The sequence below is a fragment of the Ensifer sp. EB106-03-01-XG145 genome (genome assembly GCF_058792075.1).
In genome coordinates this window covers 355,938-381,860 of the sequence record NZ_JBYTEC010000004.1, presented here as the reverse complement: position 1 = coordinate 381,860, position 25,923 = coordinate 355,938, and the positions used below count along the sequence as shown (strand labels likewise).

The 25,923-nt window shown below is 60.5% G+C and carries 29 protein-coding genes; 13 read left to right on the top strand and 16 right to left on the bottom strand.

Annotated features, from left to right (window positions below):
- Positions 1-9: 9 nt before the first annotated feature.
- Genes AC3WWH_RS14280 through AC3WWH_RS14265 form a run of 4 tightly spaced genes read right to left on the bottom strand, consistent with a single transcriptional unit; the run spans position 10 to position 3,573 of the window.
- Positions 10-807 carry a 3-methyl-2-oxobutanoate hydroxymethyltransferase gene (locus AC3WWH_RS14280; RefSeq protein WP_492377090.1) on the bottom strand — a complete coding sequence of 266 codons (798 nt, stop codon included), beginning with the start codon at positions 805-807 and terminating at the stop codon, positions 10-12.
- A gap of 52 nt (positions 808-859) precedes the next feature.
- On the bottom strand, positions 860-2,086 hold the full coding sequence (locus AC3WWH_RS14275; protein ID WP_492377089.1) for an NAD(P)/FAD-dependent oxidoreductase: 1,227 nt from the start codon (positions 2,084-2,086) through the stop codon (positions 860-862).
- Between the two features lie 49 nt (positions 2,087-2,135).
- On the bottom strand, positions 2,136-2,453 hold the full coding sequence (locus AC3WWH_RS14270) for a MocE family 2Fe-2S type ferredoxin (protein WP_492377088.1): 318 nt from the start codon (positions 2,451-2,453) through the stop codon (positions 2,136-2,138).
- Positions 2,454-2,481: 28 nt separating this feature from the next.
- On the bottom strand, positions 2,482-3,573 hold the full coding sequence (locus AC3WWH_RS14265) for a fatty acid desaturase family protein (protein ID WP_492377087.1): 1,092 nt from the start codon (positions 3,571-3,573) through the stop codon (positions 2,482-2,484).
- Positions 3,574-3,736: 163 nt separating this feature from the next.
- Between AC3WWH_RS14265 and AC3WWH_RS14260 the strand changes: the two genes are divergently transcribed.
- From AC3WWH_RS14260 to AC3WWH_RS14235, 6 genes are all read left to right on the top strand, one after another.
- Positions 3,737-4,768, top strand: coding sequence for a LacI family DNA-binding transcriptional regulator (locus tag AC3WWH_RS14260; protein ID WP_492377086.1), 1,032 nt, complete (start codon positions 3,737-3,739; stop codon positions 4,766-4,768).
- A gap of 175 nt (positions 4,769-4,943) precedes the next feature.
- Positions 4,944-5,756 carry a TIM barrel protein gene (locus AC3WWH_RS14255; RefSeq protein ID WP_492377085.1) on the top strand — a complete coding sequence of 271 codons (813 nt, stop codon included), beginning with the start codon at positions 4,944-4,946 and terminating at the stop codon, positions 5,754-5,756.
- 231 nt (positions 5,757-5,987) lie between these two features.
- The gene (locus tag AC3WWH_RS14250) at positions 5,988-6,917 is read left to right on the top strand and encodes a sugar ABC transporter substrate-binding protein (RefSeq protein ID WP_440636338.1); all 930 of its coding nucleotides are present in this window, start codon (positions 5,988-5,990) and stop codon (positions 6,915-6,917) included.
- A gap of 167 nt (positions 6,918-7,084) precedes the next feature.
- Positions 7,085-8,626: a sugar ABC transporter ATP-binding protein gene (locus AC3WWH_RS14245; RefSeq protein ID WP_440636340.1), complete on the top strand. Its 1,542-nt coding sequence runs from the start codon at positions 7,085-7,087 to the stop codon at positions 8,624-8,626.
- A 34-nt stretch (positions 8,627-8,660) separates the two neighbouring features.
- Positions 8,661-9,686 carry an ABC transporter permease gene (locus AC3WWH_RS14240; protein ID WP_440693053.1) on the top strand — a complete coding sequence of 342 codons (1,026 nt, stop codon included), beginning with the start codon at positions 8,661-8,663 and terminating at the stop codon, positions 9,684-9,686.
- A gap of 213 nt (positions 9,687-9,899) precedes the next feature.
- Entirely contained in the window at positions 9,900-10,022 is a 123-nt protein-coding gene (locus tag AC3WWH_RS14235; RefSeq protein WP_255571421.1) for a hypothetical protein, read from the top strand.
- A gap of 124 nt (positions 10,023-10,146) precedes the next feature.
- On the opposite strand, the gene AC3WWH_RS14230 is transcribed toward AC3WWH_RS14235, so the two are convergent.
- Positions 10,147-11,526: a sensor histidine kinase gene (locus tag AC3WWH_RS14230; protein ID WP_492377084.1), complete on the bottom strand. Its 1,380-nt coding sequence runs from the start codon at positions 11,524-11,526 to the stop codon at positions 10,147-10,149.
- On the bottom strand, positions 11,523-12,200 hold the full coding sequence (locus AC3WWH_RS14225; RefSeq protein WP_058328685.1) for a response regulator transcription factor: 678 nt from the start codon (positions 12,198-12,200) through the stop codon (positions 11,523-11,525). Before AC3WWH_RS14225 ends, AC3WWH_RS14230 begins: the two co-directional genes overlap by 4 nt.
- Positions 12,201-12,277: 77 nt before the next feature.
- Here AC3WWH_RS14225 and AC3WWH_RS14220 point away from each other — a divergent pair, with 77 nt between their 5' ends.
- Positions 12,278-13,345: an ABC transporter substrate-binding protein gene (locus AC3WWH_RS14220; protein WP_492377083.1), complete on the top strand. Its 1,068-nt coding sequence runs from the start codon at positions 12,278-12,280 to the stop codon at positions 13,343-13,345.
- Positions 13,346-13,387: 42 nt separating this feature from the next.
- Here the strand turns inward: AC3WWH_RS14220 and AC3WWH_RS14215 are convergent, their stop codons facing one another.
- Positions 13,388-13,837, bottom strand: a complete 450-nt coding sequence (locus AC3WWH_RS14215; RefSeq protein WP_492377082.1) for a DUF1801 domain-containing protein — start codon at positions 13,835-13,837, stop codon at positions 13,388-13,390.
- A 69-nt stretch (positions 13,838-13,906) separates the two neighbouring features.
- Positions 13,907-14,329, bottom strand: a complete 423-nt coding sequence (locus tag AC3WWH_RS14210; RefSeq protein WP_058323904.1) for a DUF1801 domain-containing protein — start codon at positions 14,327-14,329, stop codon at positions 13,907-13,909.
- A gap of 573 nt (positions 14,330-14,902) precedes the next feature.
- Between AC3WWH_RS14210 and AC3WWH_RS14205 the strand changes: the two genes are divergently transcribed.
- The 5 genes from AC3WWH_RS14205 to AC3WWH_RS14185 all read left to right on the top strand — a co-directional run bounded on the left by AC3WWH_RS14205 (position 14,903) and on the right by AC3WWH_RS14185 (position 18,581).
- Positions 14,903-15,847, top strand: coding sequence for a Bug family tripartite tricarboxylate transporter substrate binding protein (locus tag AC3WWH_RS14205; protein WP_058323905.1), 945 nt, complete (start codon positions 14,903-14,905; stop codon positions 15,845-15,847).
- Complete coding sequence (locus tag AC3WWH_RS14200; RefSeq protein WP_492377081.1) at positions 15,844-16,335, top strand: tripartite tricarboxylate transporter TctB family protein; 492 nt, start codon at positions 15,844-15,846, stop codon at positions 16,333-16,335. Before AC3WWH_RS14205 ends, AC3WWH_RS14200 begins: the two co-directional genes overlap by 4 nt.
- A 14-nt stretch (positions 16,336-16,349) precedes the next feature.
- A complete protein-coding gene (locus tag AC3WWH_RS14195) occupies positions 16,350-17,867 on the top strand; it encodes a tripartite tricarboxylate transporter permease (protein WP_058328681.1) in 1,518 nt (505 codons plus the stop codon).
- Between the two features lie 159 nt (positions 17,868-18,026).
- Positions 18,027-18,194: a hypothetical protein gene (locus tag AC3WWH_RS14190; protein WP_089045897.1), complete on the top strand. Its 168-nt coding sequence runs from the start codon at positions 18,027-18,029 to the stop codon at positions 18,192-18,194.
- Between the two features lie 219 nt (positions 18,195-18,413).
- On the top strand, positions 18,414-18,581 hold the full coding sequence (locus AC3WWH_RS14185) for a hypothetical protein (RefSeq protein WP_089045897.1): 168 nt from the start codon (positions 18,414-18,416) through the stop codon (positions 18,579-18,581).
- Positions 18,582-18,761: 180 nt separating this feature from the next.
- Here AC3WWH_RS14185 and AC3WWH_RS14180 read toward each other — a convergent pair whose 3' ends face one another.
- Together AC3WWH_RS14180 and AC3WWH_RS14175 are read right to left on the bottom strand one after the other, a co-directional pair.
- The gene (locus AC3WWH_RS14180; RefSeq protein WP_492377080.1) at positions 18,762-19,208 is read right to left on the bottom strand and encodes a universal stress protein; all 447 of its coding nucleotides are present in this window, start codon (positions 19,206-19,208) and stop codon (positions 18,762-18,764) included.
- A gap of 186 nt (positions 19,209-19,394) precedes the next feature.
- The gene (locus AC3WWH_RS14175) at positions 19,395-19,670 is read right to left on the bottom strand and encodes a hypothetical protein (RefSeq protein ID WP_492377079.1); all 276 of its coding nucleotides are present in this window, start codon (positions 19,668-19,670) and stop codon (positions 19,395-19,397) included.
- Between the two features lie 334 nt (positions 19,671-20,004).
- Here AC3WWH_RS14175 and AC3WWH_RS14170 point away from each other — a divergent pair, with 334 nt between their 5' ends.
- The gene (locus AC3WWH_RS14170) at positions 20,005-20,103 is read left to right on the top strand and encodes a Y4oE-related protein (protein ID WP_492377107.1); all 99 of its coding nucleotides are present in this window, start codon (positions 20,005-20,007) and stop codon (positions 20,101-20,103) included.
- 24 nt (positions 20,104-20,127) lie between these two features.
- Here AC3WWH_RS14170 and AC3WWH_RS14165 read toward each other — a convergent pair whose 3' ends face one another.
- The 6 genes from AC3WWH_RS14165 to AC3WWH_RS14140 form a co-directional block, all read right to left on the bottom strand.
- Positions 20,128-20,445, bottom strand: a complete 318-nt coding sequence (locus tag AC3WWH_RS14165; RefSeq protein WP_492377078.1) for a helix-turn-helix transcriptional regulator — start codon at positions 20,443-20,445, stop codon at positions 20,128-20,130.
- Positions 20,446-20,476: 31 nt separating this feature from the next.
- Positions 20,477-21,799 carry a type II toxin-antitoxin system HipA family toxin gene (locus AC3WWH_RS14160; protein WP_440693068.1) on the bottom strand — a complete coding sequence of 441 codons (1,323 nt, stop codon included), beginning with the start codon at positions 21,797-21,799 and terminating at the stop codon, positions 20,477-20,479.
- A 411-nt stretch (positions 21,800-22,210) separates the two neighbouring features.
- Positions 22,211-23,206 carry a P-type DNA transfer ATPase VirB11 gene (gene virB11 / locus AC3WWH_RS14155; RefSeq protein WP_440660840.1) on the bottom strand — a complete coding sequence of 332 codons (996 nt, stop codon included), beginning with the start codon at positions 23,204-23,206 and terminating at the stop codon, positions 22,211-22,213.
- A 9-nt stretch (positions 23,207-23,215) separates the two neighbouring features.
- Positions 23,216-24,388, bottom strand: coding sequence for a type IV secretion system protein VirB10 (gene virB10, locus AC3WWH_RS14150; RefSeq protein WP_058328674.1), 1,173 nt, complete (start codon positions 24,386-24,388; stop codon positions 23,216-23,218).
- A gap of 9 nt (positions 24,389-24,397) precedes the next feature.
- A complete protein-coding gene (gene virB9, locus AC3WWH_RS14145) occupies positions 24,398-25,252 on the bottom strand; it encodes a P-type conjugative transfer protein VirB9 (protein WP_113511672.1) in 855 nt (284 codons plus the stop codon).
- On the bottom strand, positions 25,252-25,923 hold the full coding sequence (locus AC3WWH_RS14140) for a VirB8 family type IV secretion system protein (RefSeq protein ID WP_113511674.1): 672 nt from the start codon (positions 25,921-25,923) through the stop codon (positions 25,252-25,254). The genes virB9 and AC3WWH_RS14140 overlap by 1 nt, the downstream gene beginning before the upstream one ends.

Here is a 25,923-nt window from a genome sequence, read left to right as displayed (position 1 = left end):
CGTTCGGTCCTAGCCGCGCTCGAGCTCTGTCAGAAACGCGCGCAGTTCCGCCTCCTCGATGCCGATGAGATGCCGCTGCTGCGGATAGACCCCGGACCGGATGTCTTCGGCAAACTCCGAAAAGGCGGCAATCCGCTCGCGCTGCAGGCGGTCATACTCGGCAGCGAAGTTTCGATAAGTCTTGGCATGGCGCGGCACGTGGCCACGATTGCTGCCGAGCACGTCATCGGCGAACAGATACTGGGCGTCGCAGCCCGCCCCCGCCCCCATCGACAGCATCAGCATCGAGGTTCGCGCGCTGATCGCCGATGCGACGTCGCCAGGGACGACCTCGATTTCGGCAGCAAACGCTCCAGCTTCCTCCAGCGCCTTCAGCTGCCGCCAGATCTCGAGCGCGCTTGCCGCCGTCTTGCCTACTGCGCGGAACCCACCGGTCCAGGTGGCCTTGGATGGGATGAGTCCGACATGGCCGCAAACCGGAATGCCCTCTTCCCGCATGCGCCGAACGGTCGAAAGACCGGCGGCGCAGTAGACGGCATCGCCGCCGGCCTTCAGCGCCTTGAATGCTGCACGGATGTATTCTTCGGCCGAAACGTAGTCGCCATACTCAAGTCCGGGAAAGGCAAAACAGGTCGGCGCCACTTCCCGAAACTGCGGCCCCAGAAGTGCCGGCGGTACGGAGACGAGGTCAATGCCGGCGGCTTCCGCCGCTTCGGCTTCGTCAAGCGTTTCCACACGCAACATGGTGAGCTGGCGCTTGCCCTTCATCGAAAGGAGGTCGGCAACGGTCGGGCGGCGGCTTTTCATGAGAAGTCTCCGATATCAGTGATCAAGTAAGGGGTAGCAAAAGGCTCTCGCACTAGGCGGCAAGCAGGGCCTTGAGTTTGGTTTCCGGCGAGATGAGCGCCTGGGGGGCGGGCCGCTTTCCGGCCGCGATCAGCATTTCCGCCAGCCGGATATCGCGCGCGACGGCATTTCCCTGGCCGATGCCGGAAGCGGCAAGCAACCGCCCAGTGTCGTCGAGATGGAAAAGAATGAAGGCACCATCTGCGAGATCACGTCGCACGGTCACAGTCGCGCCGTCTGCAAGTCCGGCAATCTGCAGCGTCAGGTCATATTGGTCGGACCAGAACCACGGCACGCTGGTGACCGTCTCGTTCGCACCCAGCAGATTGCCGGCGACGAGTGTTCCTTGGTCCTGCGCATTGCGCCAGGCCTCAAGACGCACGCGGCGGTCGCCATAGTGACAGAGCGGATAGGAGCAGCAATCGCCGGCCGCGAATATGTCGGCATCCGAAGTCCTGAGCGTCGCGTCGACGGCAATGCCGTTTTCCACCTGAAGGCCAGCGGCTTCTGCAAGTTCCGTGTTCGGCGATGCGCCGATGCCAACGACCAGGAAATCTGCATCGACCGATTGTCCGTTCGCAAGCAGGATCTGCACACCGTTCTCATCAGTATCGATGCGATCGATTTTCGTGTCGCAACGTATGTCGACGCCTTCCGTGCGGTGCCGCTCTGCGACGACGGTCGCGATCTCAGCCGGCACGCCGCGTGAAAGGATGCGTGGCAGCCCCTCGATCAGGACGACGTCTGCGCCGAGACTGCGCGCCGTCGCCGCCAGTTCCAGCCCAATAAATCCACCACCGATGATGACAAGCCTCCGCCCGGACAGAAGTTCGCGGCGGATTTCTTCTGCGTCGGCATGCGTTCTGAGCGTGCGAACGCGCCGAGACACATCATCGGTTCCGGGTATCGTTCGCGCTCGGGCGCCGGTCGTCAGCAAGAGCCGATCATAGGCAATACTGCCGCCGTCGACGAGTTCCACGCGTTTGGCGACTCGGTCGATGGCCTTGACTGGGGTATCGGTCAGTACGTCGATCCCTGAAGCAGCGTAGCGCTCGGCATCGGCGACATATTTCGGTTGAAGCTGTTCCTTAAGGCCCTCCTTCGAAAGCGGCGGTCGTTCATAGGGAAGATGCGGCTCTGCGCCGATCAATGTGATTGAGCCGTCGTAGCCCCGCTCCCTCAGGGCAAAGGCGGCTCTTGCGCCACATTCACCGGCACCAACAATGACAATTCCACCCATCTCAACCTCCCTGCCCGCTCTTGCTGAGTTCTTCGCGTTGAAGCCGCAATCAAGCGATCGCGATGAACACGCTTCCTGCCTCGACCTTCACTGGATAGGTCTTCAGGTTGACGCAGACCGGGGCGCCCTTGGCCTGGCCGGTCTTGTAGTTGAAGCGACCGTTGTGCTTCGGACATTCGATGATGTCGTCCATAACGAGGCCGTCCGCCAGATGGATGTGCTCGTGCGTGCAAAGCCCGTCGGTTGCGAAGAATTCGTCGTCAGGACTCCGGTAGACCGCGAAGGTGCGCCCTTCGTGATCAAATCGGATGACGTCTTCCTCATCGATTTCGTTCGCCGCGCAGACTTCGACCCAGCTTCCGCTCATCACTTTCTCCCATTCCTAATTTCGTTGGCTATTCGGCTGCATGCACGATCGCGTCGCTGTGAAATTCTTCCCGGTAGGGCTTCGCCGTCGCCGGCAGTTCACGCTTCAAGAAATAGTCCTCGTTGCGCAACTGCCGCAGGAAGGCCGGGATCATCTCGCGATAGCCATGCAATATCGAGGGGTTCGGCTCCGGCAGGTCGTGCTTGATCATGGCGTGCAGCTTCGGAAGGGCGTGATAGGGCACCATCGGGAACATGTGGTGCTCCACATGGTAGTTCATGTTCCAATAGACGAAGCGGCTGACCGGGTTCATGTAGACCGTGCGGCTGTTCAGCCTATGGTCCGTGACGTTGTCGGCGAGGCCGCCATGCTGCAACAGCCCGGTCAGCACATGGTGCCAGGCACCGTAGAGCCGCGGCAGACCGATCAACATCAGCGGCAGGATCGAACCGAGGTAGAGCGAGAGCGCGATCGTTGCGGCGTAGATGGCAAACCAGATGCGGGCAACGAGGATCGCCTTCGGCTGTTCCATTTCCGGGATGAATGTCGCTTCCTCGGAACTGATGATGCCAAGCGTGTTGCGAACCATGTCGACCATTGCATGCCAGACATCGAGAATGCCGAAGAAGTTCAAGACCAGGCGCAAGAGATCCGGCGGCCGCATGACGGCGATCTCAGGATCGCGGCCGACAATGACCGTGTCTGTGTGGTGGCGGGTGTGGCTCCAACGCCAGGTGACGGGATTGCGCATGATCATGAAGCTGGCGATCTGGTAGACGGCGTTGTTCATCCACATCGTCTTGAACGCGGTGCCATGCCCGCATTCGTGCCAGCGACTATCGGAGGCCGAGCCGTAGAGAACGCCGTAGGCGAGGAAGAACGGAGCGGCCCACCAGGTGCCCCAGAAGGTGATGCCGAGCCCACCGAAAAGAACGAGGCAACCGAGCCAGATCACGGTATCGCGGATCGCGGGTCCGTTCTCACGCTTCATCAGTTCCTTCATCTGCTTGCGCGGGATCTCCGTGTGATACCACTCCGCCGCTGAGAGGCCGTTGGCGACAGCCGCCTGGGCATCGCGCCCAACCAGACTGTAATCTCGCTTCGTTGGAACCATCGCCATTTGCTCTCCTCCCTGCGATCCGGCCAGTTTGGCCAGGAGCGTCCGATGTCGTGCAATGACGATAGGTTGACTTTTGCTAGGTCTCAATGCAGCAATGATATATTCTCTCAAATGATGTCATCCACTGCATATCATCTGTGATGTAAACCTATCAGGAGAAGCGATGAGCAACCGTCCGACCATTGCCGACCTCGCACGGACCGCCGGCGTCAGCGTCGCGACTGTCGATCGCGTCCTGAACGGACGGCATCCGGTGCGAGAGGAGACTGCGCGCCGTGTCTACGAGGCAGCCAAGTCTATCGGCTACCACGCGGTTGGCCTCATCCGGCAGCGTGTGTTCGAAGACTTGCCGCAATACAGACTTGGCTTTGTGCTGCAGAAGCCGGAGCAGTCCTTCTACAAGGCGGTTGCCAAGGAGATCGAAAACGCGGCGCTTTCGCTGTCGAATGCACGTGTCTTCGCCCAGGTCGACTTCGTGGCAAATTCGACACCGACGGCGATTACGGAAAAGCTTCGTGCGGCTGCGGCGCGAAACCAGGCGATTGCGCTCGTCGCTCCAGATTATCCGGCGGTGACGGCCGCGATCGAGGAACTGAAGGAACGCGGCATTCCCGTCTTCTCGCTGCTTTCGGACTTCGCGGCCGGCGTGCGTGAAGGTTATGTCGGACTCAATAACCACAAGGTCGGCCGTACCGCGGCATGGATGATCGCCAAGGCAGCCAAACGCCCCGGCAAGGTCGCGGCCTTCGTCGGAAGCCATCGCTTCCTCGGCCACGAACTTCGAGAGATCGGGTTCCGCTCCTATTTCCGTGAACATGCACCGGATTTCGAAGTGCTTGATACGATGGTCAATCTCGATACGGCCGAGATCACGCACGAGGCAACACTGAACCTTTTGCAACGCCATCCGGATCTGATCGGCTTCTACGTCTGCGGAGGGGGCATGGAAGGTGCCATCTCTGCGATCCGCGAGGAAAAGCTGGAAGGCAAGCTTATTGCCGTCGTCAACGAATTGACGCCGGAGTCCCGGGCGGCCCTCGGAGATGATGTCGTCACGCTGGCGATTTCAACGCCGACCGCGACGCTTGCGCGCGAAACGGTCAATCTGATGATCCAGGCGGTCGATAAGGGCCCGACGGGTGCCCCAGGGCAGACATTCCTGCCCTTCGATCTCTTCACGCCTGAAAATATCTAGCGAAGGATGATAGAATCCAATCATTGACGAAAGGCAATATTGCAGCAATGCAAGTCCTTTGCGTCACTCGCTCTTTGACTGTCCTCCAGCAGTTGGTGAAATGTCTGCGACGCTGTAAATGGAATGAACGTTCTATTTGCAAAGCGTGACCCGTCCCACTGGAGGAGACATTCCCGTGACAACCCTGCCCTTCGCCCTCAATCATATGACGACGCCCGGCCTTCCGCTCGGCGCCTTCTTCGAACTTGCCAAATCCCTCGGGATCTCCTCCGTCGAAATCCGCAACGACCTCTCGGGCAATGCCATCGTCGACGGCACGCCCGCAACGGACGTGGCGGCGCTTGCCTGTCGCAATGGCATTACAATTATCTCGATCAACGCTTTACAGCGCTTCAACGAATGGAATGCGGCGCGTCAAGCGGAGGCGGAAGAGCTTATCGCCTATGCGCGCGATTGCGGCGCCAAGGCCCTCGTGCTCGTCCCCGTCAATGACGGCACGGGCCAGGCGGACGGCGAGCGACAGGCAAACCTTCGTGAAGCGCTTGCCGCGCTGAAACCGATGCTTGAATCGGCCGGAATTGTGGGCCTTGTCGAGCCGCTGGGCTTCGAAATCTGCTCTCTGCGCTCGAAGAGGGAGGCTGTCGAGGGGATCAAGGCGGTCGGAGGAGAAAGTACCTTCCGACTGGTGCACGATACGTTCCATCACCACCTCGCGGGAGAACCCGCAACCTATCCCGAGATGACCGGGCTCGTGCATATTTCCGGCGTAACCGACGGTCGGGTCGCGGTTTCCGATCTGCGCGATTCACATCGCGTTCTGGTCGATCAGGACGACCTTCTCGACAATGTCGGCCAGATCCGGCGCCTGCGCGCCGAGGGCTATGCAGGGCCGCTTTCCTTCGAACCGTTTGCCGCCGAAGTCCACGCGGTCGCAGATCCGGCGGCTGCGATCAGGCAGAGTGTGGACCACATTCAAACCCGGATCTGATCCGCCGCGGCCTGGCTGCGGCAAAACGATGGGAGCGCCGCAACAGGTCTTGACGGCGCCCCATAAAATGGAATACATATTCCGTACTCGCAATTTACTGGTTCGTTTATTCCGTTTTATCCGAAGGCGTAACGGGAGTGGCGCTTTCGATGTGAATGAGCGCAATCCGGCAAGGATTGCGCTCCCGGCAGGAGAAGGTGTCGCCGGGCACCATTGTGGAGGAGAGTGACAATGAAGAAATTCGTGCTGGGTACAGCGCTGGCCGTGATGATGTCGGCGGCCGCGCATGCCGAAACCATCGGCGTGTCGATGGCCCTTTTCGACGACAACTTCCTGACGGTCTTGCGCAACGGCATGTCCGATTACGCCAAGACGCTCGACGGCGTCGAACTGCAGATCGAGGACGCGCAGAATGACGTTTCGAAGCAGCAGAGCCAGATCCAGAACTTCATCGCAGCCGGCGTGACCGCCATCATCGTCAACCCGGTCGATACCGATGCGACGGCAGCCATGTCGAAGATTGCAGCCGACGCCGGCATTCCGCTCGTCTACGTCAACCGCGAGCCGGTCAACGTCGACACCCTGCCGGAAAAGCAGGCTTTCGTCGCGTCGAACGAACAGGAATCCGGCACGCTGCAGACGCAGGAAATCTGCAAGATGCTTGGCGGCAAGGGCAAGGCCGTCGTCATGATGGGCGAACTGTCCAACCAGGCCGCCCGTATGCGCACGAAGGACATTCACGACGTGCTTGCGACCGACCAATGCAAGGGTATCGAGATCGTCGAGGAGCAGACGGCCAACTGGTCGCGTACGCAAGGGTCGGACCTTCTGACGAACTGGCTCTCGGCCGGCGTTGAATTCGATGCCGTCATTTCGAACAACGACGAAATGGCGATCGGCGCCGTCCAGGCGCTGAAGGCCGCTGGCCGCTCGATGGACTCGGTCGTCATCGGTGGCATCGACGCGACGCAGGACGCACTCGCCGCAATGGCTGCGGGCGACCTCGACGTAACGGTGTTCCAGAACGCAGCCGGCCAGGGCCAGGGCTCGGTCGATGCCGCACTGAAGCTCGCCAAGGGCGAGGCCGTCGACAAGAAGGTCTATATTCCCTTCGAGCTGGTGACCAAGGAAAACCTCGACAAGTATCAGGCCAAGAACTGATCGCCTGCGGCGGGAGCGCAGAATCACCTGCGCTCCCGCTCAAATATGCAAGTCCCGCTGCGGATGTCTGCGTCCTTTTGGATGCGACCTGCGATTAAATGGGCTGGTCACCCACCAGCGACGAGGACTTTCCGCAACAGCCGGAAACGACGGGGGAGGCAAGGAACATGACGCTCAGTCCGACAACGATGGCAGCCGTGCGCGCCAGCGGCGCCGTGCCGAAGGCCGAATATCTTCTTTCGGCAGAAGGCATCCGCAAGGAATTCCCGGGCGTCGTCGCCCTTGACGACGTCGAGTTCAAGCTGAAGCGCGGCACGGTCCATGCGCTGATGGGTGAAAACGGCGCCGGCAAGTCGACGCTGATGAAGATTCTCGCCGGCATCTATACACCCGACAAGGGCGAAGTCAGGTTGAAGGGCGTCGACATCAGACTGAAATCGCCGCTCGACGCACTCGAAAACGGCATCGCGATGATCCATCAGGAACTGAACCTGATGCCGTTCATGACGGTGGCGGAAAACATCTGGATCCGCCGTGAACCGAAGAACCGCTTCGGCTTCGTCGACCATGGCGAGATGAACCGCATCACCGCCAGGCTGTTCGATCGCCTGAAGATCAAGATCGATCCGGAGATCGAGGTCCGCCATCTCTCCGTTGCGAACCGACAGATGGTCGAGATCGCCAAGGCGGTCTCCTATGAATCCGACGTGCTGATCATGGACGAACCGACTTCGGCGCTGACGGAGCGTGAGGTCGCTCACCTGTTCGAGATCATCCGCGACCTGCGCGAACAAGGGATCGGCATCGTCTACATCACCCACAAGATGAACGAGCTGTTCGAAATCGCCGACGAGTTCTCGGTGTTTCGCGACGGCAAATTTATAGGCACCCATGCCTCGAGCAACGTAACCCGCGACGACATCATCCGCATGATGGTTGGCCGCGAGATCACCCAGATGTTTCCGAAGGAGGAAGTGCCAATCGGCGATGTCGTCCTTTCGGTAAAGAACCTGACGCTCGACGGTGTCTTCCGCGATGTCTCCTTCGATGTCCGTGCCGGTGAGATCCTCGGCATTGCCGGCCTCGTCGGCTCCGGCCGCTCGAACGTCGCCGAGACGCTTTTCGGCGTGACGCCGGCAAGTTCCGGCACGATCTCGATCGACGGGAAAACCCTTTCGATCAATAGCCCGAACACCGCAATTAAGCACCGCATGGCATTCTTGACCGAGGACCGCAAGGACACCGGCTGTCTTCTGATCCTCGACATCCTCGAGAACATGCAGATCGCGGTGCTGCAGGATCGCTTCGTCAAGGGCGGCTTCGTCACCGAAAAACAGATTACCGCCGCCTGCGAAGAGATGAGCCGCAAGCTGCGCGTCAAGACGCCGAACCTGCAGGAGCGCATCGAGAACCTCTCCGGCGGCAACCAGCAGAAGGTGCTGATCGGCCGCTGGCTGCTCACCAATCCGCGCATCCTGATCCTCGACGAGCCGACACGCGGCATCGATGTCGGTGCCAAGGCGGAAATCCACCGCCTCGTCACCGAACTCGCGCGAAACGGCGTCGCCGTCATCATGATTTCTTCGGAAATGCCAGAGGTGCTCGGCATGAGCGACCGCATCATGGTCATGCACGAGGGCCGCGTCACCGGCTTCCTCGACAGGGCGGAAGCAACCCAGATCAAGGTCATGGAGCTCGCCGCAAGCTGAGCGGGAAGCGACCCGACGAAAGGGAGGAATGAAAATGGATACCAATGTCGCCGCACAGGGCGCGAGCACATCGCTTGCCGGCGCAAAGCGCCGCCTGCCCGCTGAATTCAACATCTTCCTCGTATTGATCGGCATTGCGCTGGTTTATGAGGTGCTGGGCTGGATTTTCGTCGGACAGAGCTTCCTGATGAACCCACAGCGCCTGACGATCATGATCCTGCAGGTCTCGGTGATCGGCATTATCGCCGTCGGCGTGACCCAGGTCATCATCACAGGTGGCATCGACCTTTCCTCGGGCTCCGTGGTCGGCATGACGGCGATGATCTCGGCAAGCGTCGCTCAGGCCTCCACCTGGCCCCGCGCGCTCTATCCGTCGCTGACCGACATGCCGGCGATCGTTCCGATCGGGCTTGGCGTTGGTATCGGCCTCCTCGCAGGCTTCATCAACGGCCAGCTCATCGCCCGCACCAAGATCCCGCCCTTCATCGCCACGCTCGGCATGATGGTGTCGGCACGCGGTATCTCCAAGTGGTACACCAAGGGCCAACCGGTCTCGGGCCTCACCGAACAGTTCAACTTCATCGGTACCGGCATCTGGCCCGTCATCGTCTTCCTCGTCGTTGCGATCATCTTCCACATCGCGCTACGCTACACCCGCTATGGCAAGTTTACCTATGCAATCGGCGCCAACGTTCAGGCAGCCCGCGTCTCGGGTATCAATGTCGAAGCGCACCTCATCAAGGTCTATGCCATTGCCGGCATGCTGGCGGGCCTTGCCGGCGTCGTCACCGCTGCCCGTGCCCAGACCGCACAGGCCGGCATGGGTGTCATGTATGAACTGGACGCGATCGCCGCGACCGTCATTGGCGGCACGTCGCTCACCGGCGGCGTCGGCCGCATCACCGGCACGGTGATCGGCACGATTATCCTCGGCGTCATGACCTCGGGCTTCACCTTCCTGCGCGTCGACGCTTACTACCAAGAAATCGTCAAGGGCCTGATTATCGTCGCGGCCGTGGTGATCGACGTCTACCGACAGAAGAACCGCAAGAAAGCCTGAACCTCCAAAGAAGACTTCTCCTCCCAGTGAAGCCAACTGGCCGGGATGATGAAAATCATCCCGGCATTTTCTTTTTCGCCGGCAGGTATTTCGTCCGCCTTATGCCGTTTTCCACATATGCTTGGCGCGCAGAGCTGCCCCGGCGCGAGCGCTCTGGCAAAATCTCCGCCAATGCACTATATGCCAGATGTCCAAAACTATCGGAGACTTATCATGTTGTCGCAGCGCAAGCTTGCGAGCCAGTTTCAGCCGCGTTTCGTTCTACAGCTTTGGAACGCGATGCTGCGGGTACAGACCCGCGAAACAGCTTCCCTCTTCGGCCACCGCGGCCGCTAAGCAAACAATCGAAAATGCCGCAACCATTTTGGGCGTGTCGACCTGACGGCCTGCAGATGGTTTTGCTCATCCGGCCCGCAATCGCGGCGCCGGACAGAGCCGGCCCGACAGAGCCGATCTGTGACTATCCCGCTGGAAAGAGGATGGTCACCTTGAGGCCCCGGCCATCGGCCCCCTCGCTGAGACGGGTCGTCGCGCCGTAGAGTTCGGCAATCTCCTCGACGATCGGCAGACCAAGCCCAGAGCCCGGCGCTTCGCTGCCTCCGCGCTCGAAGCGACGCAGCACCGATTCTCGCATTTCCGGCCGAATTCCCGGCCCGTTATCCTCCACCTCGAGCGACACCGAACCGCCTTCGGCGAGTACGCGCGTTGTCACCTCCGCACCCCGGCCGGCATAAAGCAGCGCGTTGCCGATCAGGTTCTTCAGCATCTCAGCCACCAGCAGCGGCTCGGCGCGAATGAAGGCTTCGCCGTCGCCATCGAAACCGAGATCGATATCCGCTTCGCCTGCTGCGGGTACATGTTCTGCCGTGATGTCCCGCACGAGATCGACGAGATCGACGCACCCCAGCATCCGCGCCTCATTCTTCCCGGCCGCGTCGATTTTCGCCATCAGCAGCAATTGCCCCAGGATGCGTTCGGCATTGGCGACCGCTTCATCGGCCTTTTTCACCGCGCCATGCGTTTCCTCGATCGACCCTGCGCGCTGCGCCAGGGCGAGTTGGGTTCGAATAATCGCAAGCGGCGTGCGGAGTTGATGGCTGGCGTTGCCTGTGAAATTGCGCAGCGCATCGAGGGCCGACTGCAGGCGTCCCATGAAGGAATTGACGGTATCGACGAGCCCCTGGACTTCGTTCGGTACCCGTTCTCCGATCGGGTGCAGATCATCCGGATTACGCTCCGAAATCGCATCGCCGAGCCGATAGAGCGGGCGCAGCGAAAACGTGACCGCGATCCAGACGATGACTGCAGCGCCAGCGATCATCATGCCGAGGCGCAGCGCCGAGCGGAAAAGGATGGTCTGCGCAAGTTGCCGCCGCGCGATCGTCGTTTCGGCAACGGTCACGACAAAGGGTACCGAATTGATCCCGGTCGAGGCGGAACGGCGAAGCGCTGCGATGCGGATCGGTTCGCCGCGGAAGGTAGAATCCGCAAAGGTCGTGGATGTCCCCGGCTCTTCCGCAAGCGACGGCAACGTCTGGTAACCGGTGATGAACTGGCCGGGCGGTCCGTCGACCCTGTAGAAAACGCGGTCCTGCGCCGCAGAGGTCAACATCTCCAGGGCAACATAGGGAATATCGACCTCGAGCGAGCCATCCTCCGCGACGACCACGCGTTCCGCGATCGCCAACGCAGAGCCGGCGAGCACGCGGTCGGAGACAACATTGGCGGTCGTCACAGCCTCGCGGTAGGTGTCCATGAGCGCAATGACGCCAATGACGACCGTCGAGATCAGTAGCCAGCCAAGCAGGCGCCGGCGGAGGGAGTAGACCGTCGCCGTCATTCCGGCCCGGCCATCTTGTCGAGGTAGTAGCCGATGCCGCGGGCCGTGCGAACTGTGAGGCCATGCGGCGCCAGCCGCTTGCGCAGCCGACTGACATATTGCTCGATCGCGTTGGAGCTCAAATCATCGTCGAACCCGGTCAGCGACTGCATGATCGCGTCCTTGGCGACGACCTTGCCGGCGCGCATGAACAGGAGTTCGAGAAGCCCGAGTTCGCGCGCCGGGATCTCGATCGGCACGCCGCCCGAGGAGAAGCTGCGCGTATTGAGATCGAGCGAAACATTGCCATAGCTCACAGTGGACGCCCTAAGCCCCGCCTGCCGGCGCAGCAACACGCGCACCCGCGCTTCGAGTTCGCCAACGTCGAAGGGCTTGATCATGTAATCGTCGGCGCCGAGATCGAGACCCTTAATCCGCTCCTCGGGCGCGCCCCGAGCCGTGAGGATCAGCACCGCCGCGCGATTCTGCCGGGCGCGCATCGCCCGCAAAACGTCGAGCCCGTCCATCTCCGGCAGGTTGAGATCGAGGATGACCAGATCGAAGGTTTCAGTTGCAGCAACCGCATGCGCCGACGTGCCATCACTGACAACGTCGACAGCGTAGCCACTGCCACGCAAAATGGCAGACAGACCTTCGGCCAGGTCCTGGTTGTCTTCAACAAGCAAGATACGCAAATATCGTCACTCCCCGAGCCACCTTAACCGCCGACGCCTTGCTTGTGAACGGTGACACACTGAGGCATTGTGGATTCATGCGGTTCTTGATTTCTCTTCTTTTTTTTGCACTTTGCCCCCGGCTGCTCCTTGCGGCGCCGATCATATTTCCAGCCCTTTCCGGCAACTCCGATGCGCGCACGCTGGTAGTCTATTCCTCGCTCGACGAGCCTCTCGCCAGGCCGATGATCATCGGCTTCCAAAGGGCCAATCCGGATGTCACTGTTCGCTACGAAGACATGCTGACCGGCGAGATCTACGACCGCATCATCAAGGAGACGGATGCCGGAATGAAGACGGCGGACTTCGCCTTTTCTTCCGCCATGGACCTGCAAGTCAAGCTCAGCAACGATGGCTATGCCCAGCGCAGCGACCTGCCGATGAGCGACCGCTGGCCCGCTTGGGCAAACTGGCGCAACACGGCCTATGCGCTCACCTTCGAGCCGGCCGTCTTCGTTTATCATAAGCCGAGTTTCACGACGGAAAAACCACCGTCCACGCGTTCCGAATTCGTCGACTACCTGAAGCGCCAGGGCGCCAACGTCTTCGGCCGTATCGGGACCTACGACATCGAGCGCTCCGGCGTCGGCTTCCTCTTCATGGCACGTGACCAGGAGCAGTTCGGCGATATCTGGGATGTGATCCAGGCAATGGGTGCCGCTGGCGTCAAGCTCTACTCCACCAGTGAGGCCATCCTTGAGCGGGTGGCCGACGGGCGCTTCGTGCTCGGCTATAACATCCTTGGTTCCTATGCGGCGGACTGGGCAGCGCGGCATCCGCATGTCGGGATCATGTTGCCCAAGGACTACACGGTGGTGATGTCGCGAATTGGCCTCGTTCCCCAGGCTTCGGCCTCTCCGGACCTTGGACGCCGCTATCTCGAATTCTTCATGTCCAAGGAAGGACAGACGATCATGGCGCGCGAACTCCAGATCGCCGCCGTCAGCCCAGAGGTCGCCGGAGAAAATACCGCAAACACCATGCAGGAAATGTTGGGCGCTCAATTGCGCCCGGTTCCCGTCAGCCCCGGACTGATGGTCTATCTTGACCAGGTAAAGCGCTCGCGTCTGATTGCCAAATGGAACGAGGTCCTGCGGCTCCACTGAAAACAGGGGCGCGCCAATTCGGCGGCGCCCTGAACGGGGACTTCAGGTCTTCTTGCGGGATCGACCGCTACGCTCGGCTTGTACCGACAGGTTCAGATCCACGGCAGCGCGAATGAGGGCCTTCAAAGCGTCCTCGTCGATCTCTTGGCCTTCGTGGATATCGATCGCCCGCCGGGTATTGCCGTCGAGGCTTGAATTGAAGAGACCCGAGGGATCTTCCAGTGATGCGCCCTTGGCGAAGGTCATCTTGACCACCGCCTTGTAGGTTTCGCCTGTACAGATGATCCCCGCATGTTCCCAAACCGGAACGCCTCTCCATTTCCATTCCTCGACGACCTCGGGATCGACCTCTTTGATGAGCTTCCGAACCCGCCCAAGCATCTTTCCCCGCCAGTCGCCCAGTTCAGCTATCCTGGCATCGATCCGTTCGGAGGCAGGCCCTTCTCCCTCCACCGCATCAGTCTTCGTCATCTTTCCCGTTGCTTTCTTCATCCGATCATCTCCACGCAGGTATCACACATCACGCGGGGTGCGCTCTGCACGACGTCACTGACATTCCGCTCACATACGTTCGCCGGGCAATTGACTCGCTTGTTTTACCCAATCGCTGAATTGCGCCTCATCGATCTCTTCCTTCTCATGGATATGGAAATAGCGCGCATTCTCCATCTTGGATTCGACGGGTGGCGGCGGGCTGAGGGACGCGCCATTGAAGAACGCGACCTTGATGTATTTCGCAAAGCAATGGATGCCAAGGAACCATCCGTCGCCCTCCATGCCATAGAGCGGCGAATTCCACTTCACGGCCTTTTGTGCCTTCGGGACGGCGCGCATGATAAGCTGGTCGAGATGGCGCCCGACCGCATTCTTCCAGCCCGGCATGGCGGCGATATAGGCCTGCACCGGCGCATCGCCATAGCCCTTGGCGATCTGGGGATTGCCGCCTGAAAGCAATTTCGGCTGATCTGCAACCGCCTGTCCCATCTCCTCTTTTTCGCCTTCCTTTTTGACTGACACTCGCGTCCGCGTGGCGTTTCCCTTTGTTGGTCGCTTCGATGTCACATTGGCGATCTTGGAGTTGGCTGTCTTGGTCATTGCTCCATCCTTTCGAACAGGTCTCGGGGCGAACAGGTCTTCGGGGTGGCCGGCGCGACACTACCACAGCTTGCCGTCCTCGCGATATCGCTGCCATCATACGTGGAACCAGCACCTCGGCGCCGAGATTTCGATTCGCCCATTTCCCGGTGGATCAACCTCTCCGAACTCGGCCACCGAGGCTGACAGAGGCTATCTCCCTCGTTGGCGCGGCCAAGAAACTAAGATTTCGTAAACGTCACGCACCGAAAAGCGCATTCGGGACTTGATGTCAGCTAAATGTCAGCTTTCTATGTTGCCTTAGGGTCACTGGCACCCGTGGAGGCGGGTCGCCGGTTGCGCACTGGGAGGAAGCCACCAATCCGGTCAAGCGACAAGGGTCGAAAGTACCCGTCGCCGTCTTCCCGTTCGCACTGAGCAACAACGTGCGCGGTGAAAACGCGCCTCACGGAGGACTGACCTTTGAAACATTTTTTCCTCGCAACGATTCTCGCCGGCGCCATGTCGCTGCCGGCCTTTGCCGCTGATTACACCATCATCGCACCGGCAAACCCGGGCGGCGGCTGGGACCAGACGGCACGCTCGCTGCAGACGGTCATGCAGCAGGAAGGCATCTCCGGCAACGTTCAGGTTCAGAACGTGCCGGGCGCCGGCGGCACCATCGGCCTCGCGCAGTTCGCAAGCCAGCAGAAGGGCAATCCGAACGCCCTGATCGTCGGCGGCTATGTCATGGTCGGCGCGATCCTGACCAACAAATCGCCGGTCACCCTCAAGGACGTCACGCCGATTGCGCGCCTCACCGGCGAATACGAAGCGGTCGTCGTCCCGGCCTCGTCTGACATCAAGACGATGGGAGACCTAGTCGAAGCCCTGAAGAAGGATCCGGGCGCGGTCTCCTGGGCCGGCGGCTCGGCCGGCGGTACCGACCACATCGCCGTTGGCCTGATCGCCAAGGCTGCCGGTGTCGACCCGACCAAGATCAACTACATCGCCTATTCCGGTGGCGGTGAAGCGCTTGCCGCAATCCTTGGCAGCCAGGTGACGGCTGGTGTATCGGGCTACGGTGAATTCGAATCGCAGATCAAGGCCGGCACGCTCCGCCTGCTCGCCGTATCGGGCCCCGAGCGCATTGCGGGCGTCGACGCTCCGACACTCAAGGAATCGGGCCTCGACGTAGTCGTCGAAAACTGGCGGATGGTCGCAGCCGCTCCGGGACTGTCGGATGAGCAGAAGGCTGCCGTCTCGGCCGATATCGAGAAGCTTGCGAAGTCCGCCGGCTGGCAGGAAGTTCTGAAGACCAAGGGCTGGCAGGACAGCTATCTCGCGGGTGATGCCTTCAACGCCCAGCTCGAAAAGGACGTTGCGGCAACCGAAGGTGTTCTCAAGGACATTGGACTGGTGAAATGACCAAGGGGCATCACCCTTCAACCACAACGCGTCGCCCGGATTGGGCGGCGCTCTTCATCGCGGTGGTTCTCGCCGCTATCGCTGGCCTCATTTTTTGGGATGTGTCGCGCCTGGCAGGCGCTGCCGGCTACTCCCAAGTTGGACCGACGACGGTCCCTTACGCGATCGCCTGCTGTCTTCTGGCTCTCGCTATCTGGACGGGCTTCGAAGCGTTTCGCGGCGATTTTCCGGAGCGTGAACGCCAGGAGGTTGCTCCGGTCATCTGGATCGTTGGCGGCCTTACTGCCCAGATGCTCCTGCTGAACGTCGCGGGCTTTTCGATCGCCACCGGCATTCTGTTCGCGCTGACCGCACGCGGTTTCGGCAAACGCAAGCTTTGGTTTTCTCTCCCCGTCGGCATCGTGCTCTGTTTCGTCGTCTGGGTGATTTTCGCCAAGCTCCTGCAACTGTCGCTGCCCGCGGGGCCGCTTGAACGCCTGTTCTTTTAAGAGGGCCGACGACCATGGCTACTTTTGATTTCCTGCTGCAGGGATTGCTGGTTGCTGCCCAGCCGATGAACCTGCTCTACGCGCTGATCGGCGTCACGCTCGGAACCGCCGTCGGCGTTCTGCCCGGCATCGGGCCCGCGCTGACCGTGGCTCTCCTCCTGCCCGTTACTTATCGACTTGATCCCGGCGGTTCGCTGATCATGTTCGCCGGCATCTACTATGGCGGCATGTATGGCGGCTCGACCACGTCGATCCTCTTGAACACGCCCGGCGAAAGCGCGTCGATCGTGACCGCGCTCGAGGGCAACAAGATGGCCCGCGCCGGACGCGGCGGCCCGGCGCTGGCGACAGCTGCGATCGGCTCATTCGTCGCCGGCCTCATCGCCACGCTCGGCCTCGCTTTCATCGCGCCCTATATCGTCAAGTTGGCCCTGGTCTTTGGTCCGCGCGAGTACTTCGCGCTGATGGTGCTGGCGTTCGTCACCGTTTCCTCCGCCTTCGGCGATTCCACCCTTCGTGGTTTGACCTCGCTGTTCGTCGGCCTCGCACTTGCCGTCATCGGCATCGACCAGCTGACCGGCCAGGCTCGCCTCTCCTTCGGCGTACCCGAACTGCTCGACGGCATCGAGGTGACGACGCTCGCGGTTGCCATGTTCGCCATCGGCGAAACCCTGTTCATTGCCGCGCAGGGCGACAAGGGCCCCGACAAAGTCGAGGCCGTTCGTGGCTCCGTCTGGATGAGCGCCAACGACTGGGCGCGTTCCTGGAAGCCCTGGCTGCGCGGTACCTTCATCGGCTTCCCGATCGGCGCAATGCCGGCTGGTGGCGCCGAGATCGGCACCTTCCTCTCCTATGCTGCAGAAAAGCGTCTGACGAAGCATCCGGAAGAGTTTGGCAATGGCGCAATCGAGGGCGTTGCAGGTCCCGAGGCCGCCAATAACGCCTCGGCCGCCGGTACGCTCGTTCCGCTGTTGACGCTTGGCCTGCCGACGACAGCAACAGCGGCAATCATGCTCGCCGGCTTCCAGCAATATGGCCTGCAGCCGGGCCCCCTGCTGTTTGCGACCAATCCGCAACTCGTCTGGGGCCTGATCGCCAGCTTGCTCATCGCCAACTTCATGTTGCTGGTCCTGAACCTGCCGTTGATCGGTCTTTGGGTGAAGCTGTTGACGATCCCGAAGCCGTGGCTCTATGCCGGCATCCTGCTGTTTGCGACGCTCGGCACCATCGGCGCCAATCCGTCGGTCTACGAACTCGGCATGCTGCTCGCTTTCGGCCTGCTCGGCTATGCCATGCGTGTCTTCGGATATCCGATCGCTCCGGTCGTCGTCGGCCTGATCCTCGGTCCGCTGGCCGAACAGCAGCTTCGCCGGGCGCTCGCCATCAGCCAGGGTGACTACAGCGTGCTGTTCACCTCGCCGATCGCGGCCGTGCTCCTCATCATTGCGGCAGCAGCCCTGATCGTACCCCTGATCCTGCGGGCACGTGGTCGTGGTGAAGTCCTTTCGCAGCTTGCGGCGAACGAAGACTAATAGCGCCTCCTCCCAAGGCCTATCCGCGGGCCCGGTCGATTTGACTACCGACCGGGCCTGCTTCATTTGCATGGCTGGCGTGCCGGATTGTGCATTGCAACATGACACGCCAACCCCCATCTTCTGCTCATCGATTAGAAAACGAAAGCGAGCAAGACGATGGCTACTACAACTTACCACAAGGGTTTCATCGGCCGTGCGTTCGCAGTTCTCGGCGCTGCCAGCGCTGCCGCCGCCGCTGTCGAAGGTCACCGCCGCCCGAAGGCAAGCGACCTGCGCACCCTCGGCATCGACCCGGCGAACTTCCCGGACACGCGCCGCGGATAACGAATTCCAGCGCCTAATAGGCGCCTTATCCTCCCAAGGATGAAAAACGGCTCGGGATCGGAAGATCGCCGGGCCGTTGTGCATTTGTGGGGTAGAGCCTCGACGCGCAAAATCGGACTGCTTCCTTTGCATGGCTGGAGTGTCCAATTGTGCATTGCAAAAAGACCGGCCAGACCCCATCTTTTGCTCGTCAAAGAGAAAACGAAAGCGAGCAAGAAGATGGCTACCACAACTTACCACAAGGGTTTCATCGGTCGTGCGTTCGCAGTTCTCGGCGCTGCTAGCGCTGCCGCCGCCGCTGTTGAAGGTCACCGCCGCCCCAAGGCAAGCGACCTGCGCACCCTCGGCATCGACCCGGCGAACTTCCCGGACACGCGCCGCGGCTAATGAATTTCAACGCGCCTAAGGCGCGCCATATCCTCCCAAGGACAAACGGCTCGGGATCGGTAGATCGCCGGGCCGTTGCCATGTTGGAAAAGCGCATCCCTACCTCATCGAGCTTCGTCGGACGCCTTCAACGCGTTGGCGGCGTACGCAGGACATAACGACGCGTCGCGCTACGTCGCCTCATTTCTTCGCGCGATAGATCAATACCGGTATCGTCGAATGAGCCAGCACCTTGGCAGCTACGCTGCCGAGCATCAGGCTTCCGACGCCACCGCGACCATGCGACGCCATGATGATGAGATCGGCATCTTTGTGTATCGCCTGGTCGATGATTGCTCGGTAGACCTCGTGGCTGCTGACCTGCTCCGTCTGGCACGCCACGCCTTCCGCCTCTGCCTTGCGCGCCAAAGCCGCGAGCATTTCCGCGGCATGCTTGCTGACCAGCGTCTCGTATTCGTCGCGCGTGCCTGACAACTGCTCGGGATCGACCGAAAAGAGATGGAATGGTTCGGTAACGGCAAGGATGGTCACTTTTGCGCTGGCCTCCCTCGCGAAGGCTATGCCTGCATCGACCGCGATTGTTGCCAAGGGCGAACCGTCGGTGGGTATAAGAATATTGCGAAACATGGGATCCTCCTTCTCCAAGTTTCATTCAAGCCTACCGCCATCAGCGGCTTATTCCTTGATCCCGATCAACGTTCCGGACTTCAGCAGGGAGGCAACGAGTTTGCCTAAGGGATGGCTTGCCGGTTCCCACATTAAACGGCCGCGATCGCGAGATCGCCACGCAGTTTTCCGTTCTGGCGAGGCCGTTTAGCGGCGTTTGCCGAAACGGAAGAAGTCCCGCAGTCGCCGGCGCAGGATATCGGACCAGGGCACGTCGGCATTGATCGCCTCGTAGCCGGCTTGCGTCAGCGAGAACTCGACACGGCCACCGTCTCCTTCTCTTCGGGTAATGTATTGCATGTTAAGGGCGCGAAAGACCGCCGCATGCAGTTCTCGTGGCCAATAGACTTCGTCGGCTGGCACCCGATAGGCACCGGCCTTGTAAAGCTCCTCAAGCACATTCCTTAAATCACTGGCCAGCATTGAATGTTTATCGGGCGCGGCGCGCGGTTTGGCAATGCGCGGAACACTCAACAGATAGGTCGAGGTTTCCAGCGAACGATCGCGCCGTCAGGACCCCTCGGTAGGGAGCAAATTATGTGAGGCAACGGTTGAGTATTCGGGAACAGTTTCGACGAGGCAATGCGCCGCGACGCGACATTTCGCTCGATCGAATGATGCGCATTGCTCCTCACATTGATCAATTTTCGCCTCGATCGCACACTCTGACGCACCTGCGTCAGTTGGCTGAGGATAGAGACCCGCGCTTTGTTCCTGTTTGGCCTGCGTGACAAACAACGCTACGTAGCGTAGTTCAATCTTTGGCAGCGAAGCGTCCACGGCCGCAGCCTATAGCGCGCTTGATGCCTGGACCGATGGCCGACACTACGGCTTCTGGTTCGAGGTGTTTCTCTAAAGCGCGGGCTCATGTAGCCCGCGGCTACATCCTTGGCGTCGGCCCTTTCAGGCCACCGCTCTCGGTCGCGCCCCGCGGAACAAAGCCCACGGAAAAGCCGAACAGGCTACCGATCCTCTGAAGCGTCTCGACAGTTGGATTAGCCTTCCCCGTCTCGATCTCCGCGACCTGCCTCTTGGTAATCCCGGTGAGCTTTGCGAATTGCTCTTGTGTCAATCCCAGCGATTTACGGATCTCGACCACCCCGTCCGGGAAGCGGAGCTCCCCGGACGCAGCCCTTTCACGAAGGCGGGTGCGGAGCACGCTGATCTCCTCCCTCGTCGGTTTCTTCCACCTCGGCATATCCGACTCCCCTCACCCTCGGCGCGGTCGTTCACCCGCGCGCGCCGATAACGCTCTTGGCAATGGCGGACGCGTTTTGCATCGCCCGGTCGATGACCTCCTGCGGAATCGCGAATTCATAAATACGTTCAACCACGCCGATCAGGCGCTCGCCAAAATCGGCCAGCTCATCCAGCAGCCTCTCTGCGGTCTCGGGACTTTCGGGAAAAACGGCTCGGCACACCTCAGCCCAGTCTGGCGCCGTGTCGCGATGCGTGTCCCGCATTGCCGCCCAACGTGTCGACCTCGAGATCCCCTCCACAGCGAGCCGCATCGGAGCGAAGTCGTATAGCGGGGCGATCGACACGCCACCCAGCGGCCCTTTCGAGATCGCGGTATTCCGACCGTGATTATCCGGATTTCCGAATGCCTGATTGGCGATGTCGCGCTTCACGTATTCGGCGATATCTCCGTATGGATCGGTCGAGTATTTCCGCAGGACATCGATATAGTCCTCATGGTTCGCCAGGTGTCCGTACGCCGCGACACCGATTGCAGATACCATGCTCTCTTGACCGTATCGAAGCATCGCTCCATCTGTGACCTCGCGGTCGAACCGGGGGATCATGAGAACGCCCTCGGCATATGTCGACGGCTCATGAACCTTGAGGCCGAGTTCACGGGCAATGACAGAGTATCCGGCCTCTGCTTCGAGGATCAATCGGTCACGCTCTTCACGGCTCCTGAGGAGCTTTACGATGACATGACGGACTGCCTCGTCGTCTTGAACGAACGCGTCAGCGTAGTAGAGGCCATCGTTAGCCATTGTCAGCGCGACCTTGGGCCATTCCCCCTGAAGTCCGCTCGAACCCGACGCGATCATTCCGAACCGATCCACGACTTCGATAAACCGTTCGGTTCTGCCGAGGATATCGTCTTCCGTAACTCCCGCTCGTTGTACCGCGGCCAAGCGCTCCCGCTCGGCGACAGCGGCTTCGCGGACGCGGATGTTTCCGATCGGATTGCCGGACGCACGCAGCAGCAACGGAACGTCCGACGCGCGATCGTCAACACCCAGCCGCATGTGTTCCGCCAGCTTCCGGCGCGCGTGGCCCTGGGGCATTAAGTCCAGTAGAAACGGCGGCCAGGTCGGGAGGTACCGGTTCTCCAAATCGACCGGATATCGGACGGAAAGCGCACGGGCGTCATGGACCTCTCCGGAGGCGTTGCGGTCTGCCGCGGCGAATGCAATGAAGTAGTCAAGGTCGTACTCGACGACAGAAGAACCGAGATGGCCCCTTTCTTCTTCGAGCAGAATGAGACGCGCACTCGACCGCCATTCTCCCTGCCAGAACGTCTCAATCGTCAAATCCACGTAATGGACCCCTATGCTGGGTTTTTAATAGCAGCTTTTCCGTTTAATGCAACCAATAAAGGGGTTTTTACTTTTGATCGGCCTGCCTTTTTCGTTCCCATGGGCGTGCGCCTCGATCCATTCGCCATCTCAATCGTCGCAGATCGGTGAAAATGTCGTCGTCAGACTAACTGGGGGGCCGAGGTGCGCCCTCATGACAAGACAGCCGCAACCGGAGAGGCAACTACCTTTCAGATGCAGAATGGTTCGTTTCCAGCGGCGAGTAACCCATCGATCTCACCGTGCGAATGATGTCCGGTCAATGACGATTCAACGCCCGCCTTACATTGGAACTCGACAGGAGACCTTCAAGGCGCTACTGCACATTGCACAGATTGACGTCGCGCCACCCCCACGCTCCCACAGCATCGGTCATCCGCTAGGTGTGATGTAGATTTCTGTTGCGCGAAACCGACCATCCTTTCGGTTGCATTGGACGATGACGTCGATCGAGACCCTCAGCAAGCTATTGATGTCTTCGCGATCCAAATTGCGGCCGCCTTCGGATTCCTTCACAAGCATCGTCAACTGTTGCAAGGCGAGCTTGGCGGAATCGGCATGCACGGTGGTGATTGATCCGGGGTGGCCGGAATTGACGTTGCGCACATAGTAGAAGGCCGTGCCGTCACGCAACTCCTGCAGCAGAATTCGGTCCGGTCGCATCCGGAGACAGGATTCCAGTAGGTCCTTTGGGCCTGCACCCGAGAGTCCCTGAGCACCCTTCGAATAGAAAAGGCGTACGTGGTTGGGCTGCGGAATAACCAATTCGGGAGTGTCCTCGATCGAAATGATCCGCTCATGATTTGGAATGTGCTTGATCAACGCTTTCGACAGTGTCGTCTTGGCTGATCCCGTTGCACCGGAGATGATGATGTTCTTTCGAGCAATGACGGCTTCGCGCAGAAAATCCTTGAAGCGACCGGCTCTGTACAGCTCCAGCAAATCATTGTCCGGCGTCGTGTTGCAGTCGTCCGCTGCTTGCGTCTCGGAAAAGAACTCTCTCTCTTCCAGATCATCGAGCGTGAACGTAACCGAGGACGGCTTTCGTATGGTGATGCTGACCGTGTTCCTGGAGGTGGCAGGAGGAATGACGATCTGGATCCGTTCGCCCCCCGGCAGTGTTGCCGACAGGATCGGCCGCGTCTCATCGATAGACTGTTGGGAAAAACTGGCCACGGCTCGGGCAAGGCGCAACAGCTTTTCGAAGGACAGCTCCGGCAGATCATGGGTCCGCCAACCACTGGCGCCTTCTGTCAGCACCTGCCCGGGCCGATTGACGATCACTTCGTAGAGCGAAGGATCATCGAGGAACGGCGTCAATGGCAAAAGCAGCTCACGAACGACCGCTGCGTCAGGACCTTCGGTCATCGGCCCAGCCTATTTCGTGACGAGCATCGACCGCGGCCGGAAGTCCCCAAACGCGGCCCGGTCAAGAACCTTGTTCCTCGGCTCGGTTACCCGCAATCCGTAGACATCGGAGAAATCGAGGTCATGCGCGACGAAGATCGAGACGAGTTCGCCCTGATGTTTGTTGAGCGTCGGAGGAATGTTGATTGATTGCTCGACAGCGATTGCGGCCGCCTGCTGGCCGGCGCTTGTCGTGTTTTGCGCGTCAACGTCACTGTCCTGCAGGCGGCTACTGGCATAGCTCGTGGCGTCGCCGACGATGGAAAGGAGAAGCGCACTGCCGAACCGCTCCCACCAGTGGGTGTCGACATAGCCGTCGACGCCAGCCCTGCCGAGCGCATCTGTCGCCGACGAAGCTAATGTGACGATGACGCCGTTCGGGGTCTTCGCACGGTTCCAGAGCACGAAGAGGCGCTTTTGTCCTCGCTGGAGGCCGCCGCGGTACTCGCCGACTACCTGCGTGCCCTTCTCCATCAGCACGACCCGGCCATTGTCCGAGAGGACATCCCTGTTGATCACGCAGCTTGTGAAGCCGGGCTGATCAGATGCTAGTGCCGTCTCCAGGACACAGGGTATTGCGGTTCCCATCCCGACGATGAAGTTCCGATTGCCGAGCGTGCCGGCGCGCGAGCCCTCAAGCTTGGTCGGCCGTAGCAACCCGTTGAACCGCTGTTCATCGGCATTGGCCGCATTCTGGCCCATCATATTTCCATCGAGCGGCAGGAAATTGGTGTCCTCGGACATAAGTGGATCTGCGGTCTCATGGTGCGATGTCGTGTTCTTCGGTCCACCGCTGAAGGCCATGACCGGAGCCCGGCGCGCCGAGTCGAGCAGCGGATCTTCGTCCTCCACCTCCTCAGGCGCGAGAGGGGTCGGGAGCTTCATTTCCGGTACTTGCTGAACCGGCTCCACCTTTTCCTTAACCGGCTCGAAATTAGCCGTTTGCCGGATGACAACCCGCTCAGGTCTCGTTGTGTCCGCCGGAGTCTTCTCGCCGCCCATCGACCACAGGGCGAAGGCGATAAAGGTAACAACGGCCAGCGCAACCGCGCCGCGCTTCAAGACGGGATTGCTGTCGATCCTCCCGCCGGAAACCGTTTCGGCACGTTCCCCCGGTATCCGGCTTTCATCTTCCTGAACCATGACAGCTTCCTATCGCGTCACGCCGGCGTCGGTTCGAACGATGCGCTCGACCGACGGCGAGGTCGTGTTGGTGTCCGGGTTGATACCTGCCCGATCGTAGGCCTCATTGAAGACGCAGAGCACGTCCCGTCCCCTGCGCAGGATGAACTTCCGGCCGATCGCATGGGCCAGGACAAGATTGCCATCTACGGATTTCGGCACCAGGCTTTCACTGCCGTCTGAGTTCTCGATGTAGATCGCGGGCATTTCCTGATTGCCGACGAAGGCAAACGTCGTGACCTTGCCATTGTCGTAGACCGAGTCCGGCTCCAGCGCCTGGGAGCCTTGCGCCGAGTAGCGCCAATTTCGTGGACCATAGGCCTCATGAATGGCCAGCACCTTGTCGGCCTCCTTCGCCTGCGAAGCGATCGCTCGCGCAGCCGCGGCCTGGCGCTGCCGTTCAACTTCGTCGGCCGGATAGCGGTATTTGACGTAAAAGTAGGTGTTTTGCCCCACCTCCACCGCGCCATCTCGCACTGTCAGTTCCATTTGGTAGCTTCGGGTCGAGCCGTCACGCCGGGTGGTGACGACAGAGAGATTGGTGACCGGCTGATTTTCCCGCGGTTTGAGAAACAGGATGTTGCCCGCCGGCGCGACCTCCCAGGCCACACTATTGCCGAGCGCAACATGCGCGATCTCCTCGTCGGCCGCGAATTCCACCTGCACCGAAGAACGCAATGAGCCGATGATTCGGGTGATGTTATAGGGCTGGTAATCGACAAAACGAACACGGCTGTCCTGCGACGCGCCGCGCGGGATTTCGAGGGCGAGCGCCGTTGAGGCGAAGGTCGTAAGGAGGAGGGTGGCGATGAAGATAGTCCGCATCAGTTGATGGCCTCCGGATCGGCTCGGTATTCGCCGACCGCAAAACCGAGAGGATTCACCAGCCGATCCGTCGACGACATCGGCGCGTTTGCATAGGAGAAGGTGAGTGTCGCAACCCAATGGGTTGTCCGGACTTCTTCCCCGCGGGTGATCGTGCGCATGTAGCGGACGGATACGACATGCGGATTGATCAGCGAGATCGAGGCGATGCCGATGCGTGCGGTGGCGCCGCGCCCGTAGGTGTTCTGTGGCGACTCCGGATTGCTGCCGCGATAGAGCGCCGAAAAGCGAGTCTGCTCCGGCTGCGTCGACAGCAAGGCGACGGTGCGGAAGTTCTCCTCCGCCTCGCTCCAGACATAGCCTTCGCGAGCGCGCACGTACTTCGCGGCAAAGTACTTGGTTACGGCCTCATCATACGTACCGGCCGTAGACGTCAATGCCGAGACGACATCGACGATTCCCGTCGAATTGTCGACCCGCACGACAAACGGCTCAATCGTTTTCAGCGGCGCGAGGCCGGCGACGGCAAATATCGAAGCACCCGCAAGGATGCCGGCCACGATGGCCACGGACCAGGCGATGCGTGCCGAGCGCTCGACCTGGATCATGCGGTCCTGGTCGAAACGCCGCGCCCTCTCGAAATATGACTTGAGTTCGTCCCCGGAGACCAT

Excerpts from the sequence above, each read along its gene's own strand:
- AC3WWH_RS14280 (WP_492377090.1), bottom strand. The coding sequence starts at position 807 with ATGAAAAGCCGCCGCCCGACCGTTGCCGACCTCCTTTCGATGAAGGGC.
- AC3WWH_RS14275 (WP_492377089.1), bottom strand. The coding sequence starts at position 2,086 with ATGGGTGGAATTGTCATTGTTGGTGCCGGTGAATGTGGCGCAAGAGCC.
- AC3WWH_RS14270 (WP_492377088.1), bottom strand. The coding sequence starts at position 2,453 with ATGAGCGGAAGCTGGGTCGAAGTCTGCGCGGCGAACGAAATCGATGAG.
- AC3WWH_RS14265 (WP_492377087.1), bottom strand. The coding sequence starts at position 3,573 with ATGGCGATGGTTCCAACGAAGCGAGATTACAGTCTGGTTGGGCGCGAT.
- AC3WWH_RS14260 (WP_492377086.1), top strand. The coding sequence starts at position 3,737 with ATGAGCAACCGTCCGACCATTGCCGACCTCGCACGGACCGCCGGCGTC.
- AC3WWH_RS14250 (WP_440636338.1), top strand. The coding sequence starts at position 5,988 with ATGAAGAAATTCGTGCTGGGTACAGCGCTGGCCGTGATGATGTCGGCG.
- AC3WWH_RS14245 (WP_440636340.1), top strand. The coding sequence starts at position 7,085 with ATGACGCTCAGTCCGACAACGATGGCAGCCGTGCGCGCCAGCGGCGCC.
- AC3WWH_RS14240 (WP_440693053.1), top strand. The coding sequence starts at position 8,661 with ATGGATACCAATGTCGCCGCACAGGGCGCGAGCACATCGCTTGCCGGC.
- AC3WWH_RS14235 (WP_255571421.1), top strand. The coding sequence starts at position 9,900 with ATGTTGTCGCAGCGCAAGCTTGCGAGCCAGTTTCAGCCGCGTTTCGTT.
- AC3WWH_RS14230 (WP_492377084.1), bottom strand. The coding sequence starts at position 11,526 with ATGACGGCGACGGTCTACTCCCTCCGCCGGCGCCTGCTTGGCTGGCTA.
- AC3WWH_RS14220 (WP_492377083.1), top strand. The coding sequence starts at position 12,278 with ATGCGGTTCTTGATTTCTCTTCTTTTTTTTGCACTTTGCCCCCGGCTG.
- AC3WWH_RS14215 (WP_492377082.1), bottom strand. The coding sequence starts at position 13,837 with ATGAAGAAAGCAACGGGAAAGATGACGAAGACTGATGCGGTGGAGGGA.
- AC3WWH_RS14210 (WP_058323904.1), bottom strand. The coding sequence starts at position 14,329 with ATGGGACAGGCGGTTGCAGATCAGCCGAAATTGCTTTCAGGCGGCAAT.
- AC3WWH_RS14200 (WP_492377081.1), top strand. The coding sequence starts at position 15,844 with ATGACCAAGGGGCATCACCCTTCAACCACAACGCGTCGCCCGGATTGG.
- AC3WWH_RS14195 (WP_058328681.1), top strand. The coding sequence starts at position 16,350 with ATGGCTACTTTTGATTTCCTGCTGCAGGGATTGCTGGTTGCTGCCCAG.
- AC3WWH_RS14190 (WP_089045897.1), top strand. The coding sequence starts at position 18,027 with ATGGCTACTACAACTTACCACAAGGGTTTCATCGGCCGTGCGTTCGCA.
- AC3WWH_RS14185 (WP_089045897.1), top strand. The coding sequence starts at position 18,414 with ATGGCTACCACAACTTACCACAAGGGTTTCATCGGTCGTGCGTTCGCA.
- AC3WWH_RS14180 (WP_492377080.1), bottom strand. The coding sequence starts at position 19,208 with ATGTTTCGCAATATTCTTATACCCACCGACGGTTCGCCCTTGGCAACA.
- AC3WWH_RS14175 (WP_492377079.1), bottom strand. The coding sequence starts at position 19,670 with ATGCTGGCCAGTGATTTAAGGAATGTGCTTGAGGAGCTTTACAAGGCC.
- AC3WWH_RS14165 (WP_492377078.1), bottom strand. The coding sequence starts at position 20,445 with ATGCCGAGGTGGAAGAAACCGACGAGGGAGGAGATCAGCGTGCTCCGC.
- virB11 (WP_440660840.1), bottom strand. The coding sequence starts at position 23,206 with ATGACCGAAGGTCCTGACGCAGCGGTCGTTCGTGAGCTGCTTTTGCCA.
- virB10 (WP_058328674.1), bottom strand. The coding sequence starts at position 24,388 with ATGGTTCAGGAAGATGAAAGCCGGATACCGGGGGAACGTGCCGAAACG.
- virB9 (WP_113511672.1), bottom strand. The coding sequence starts at position 25,252 with ATGCGGACTATCTTCATCGCCACCCTCCTCCTTACGACCTTCGCCTCA.
- AC3WWH_RS14140 (WP_113511674.1), bottom strand. The coding sequence starts at position 25,923 with ATGGTCTCCGGGGACGAACTCAAGTCATATTTCGAGAGGGCGCGGCGT.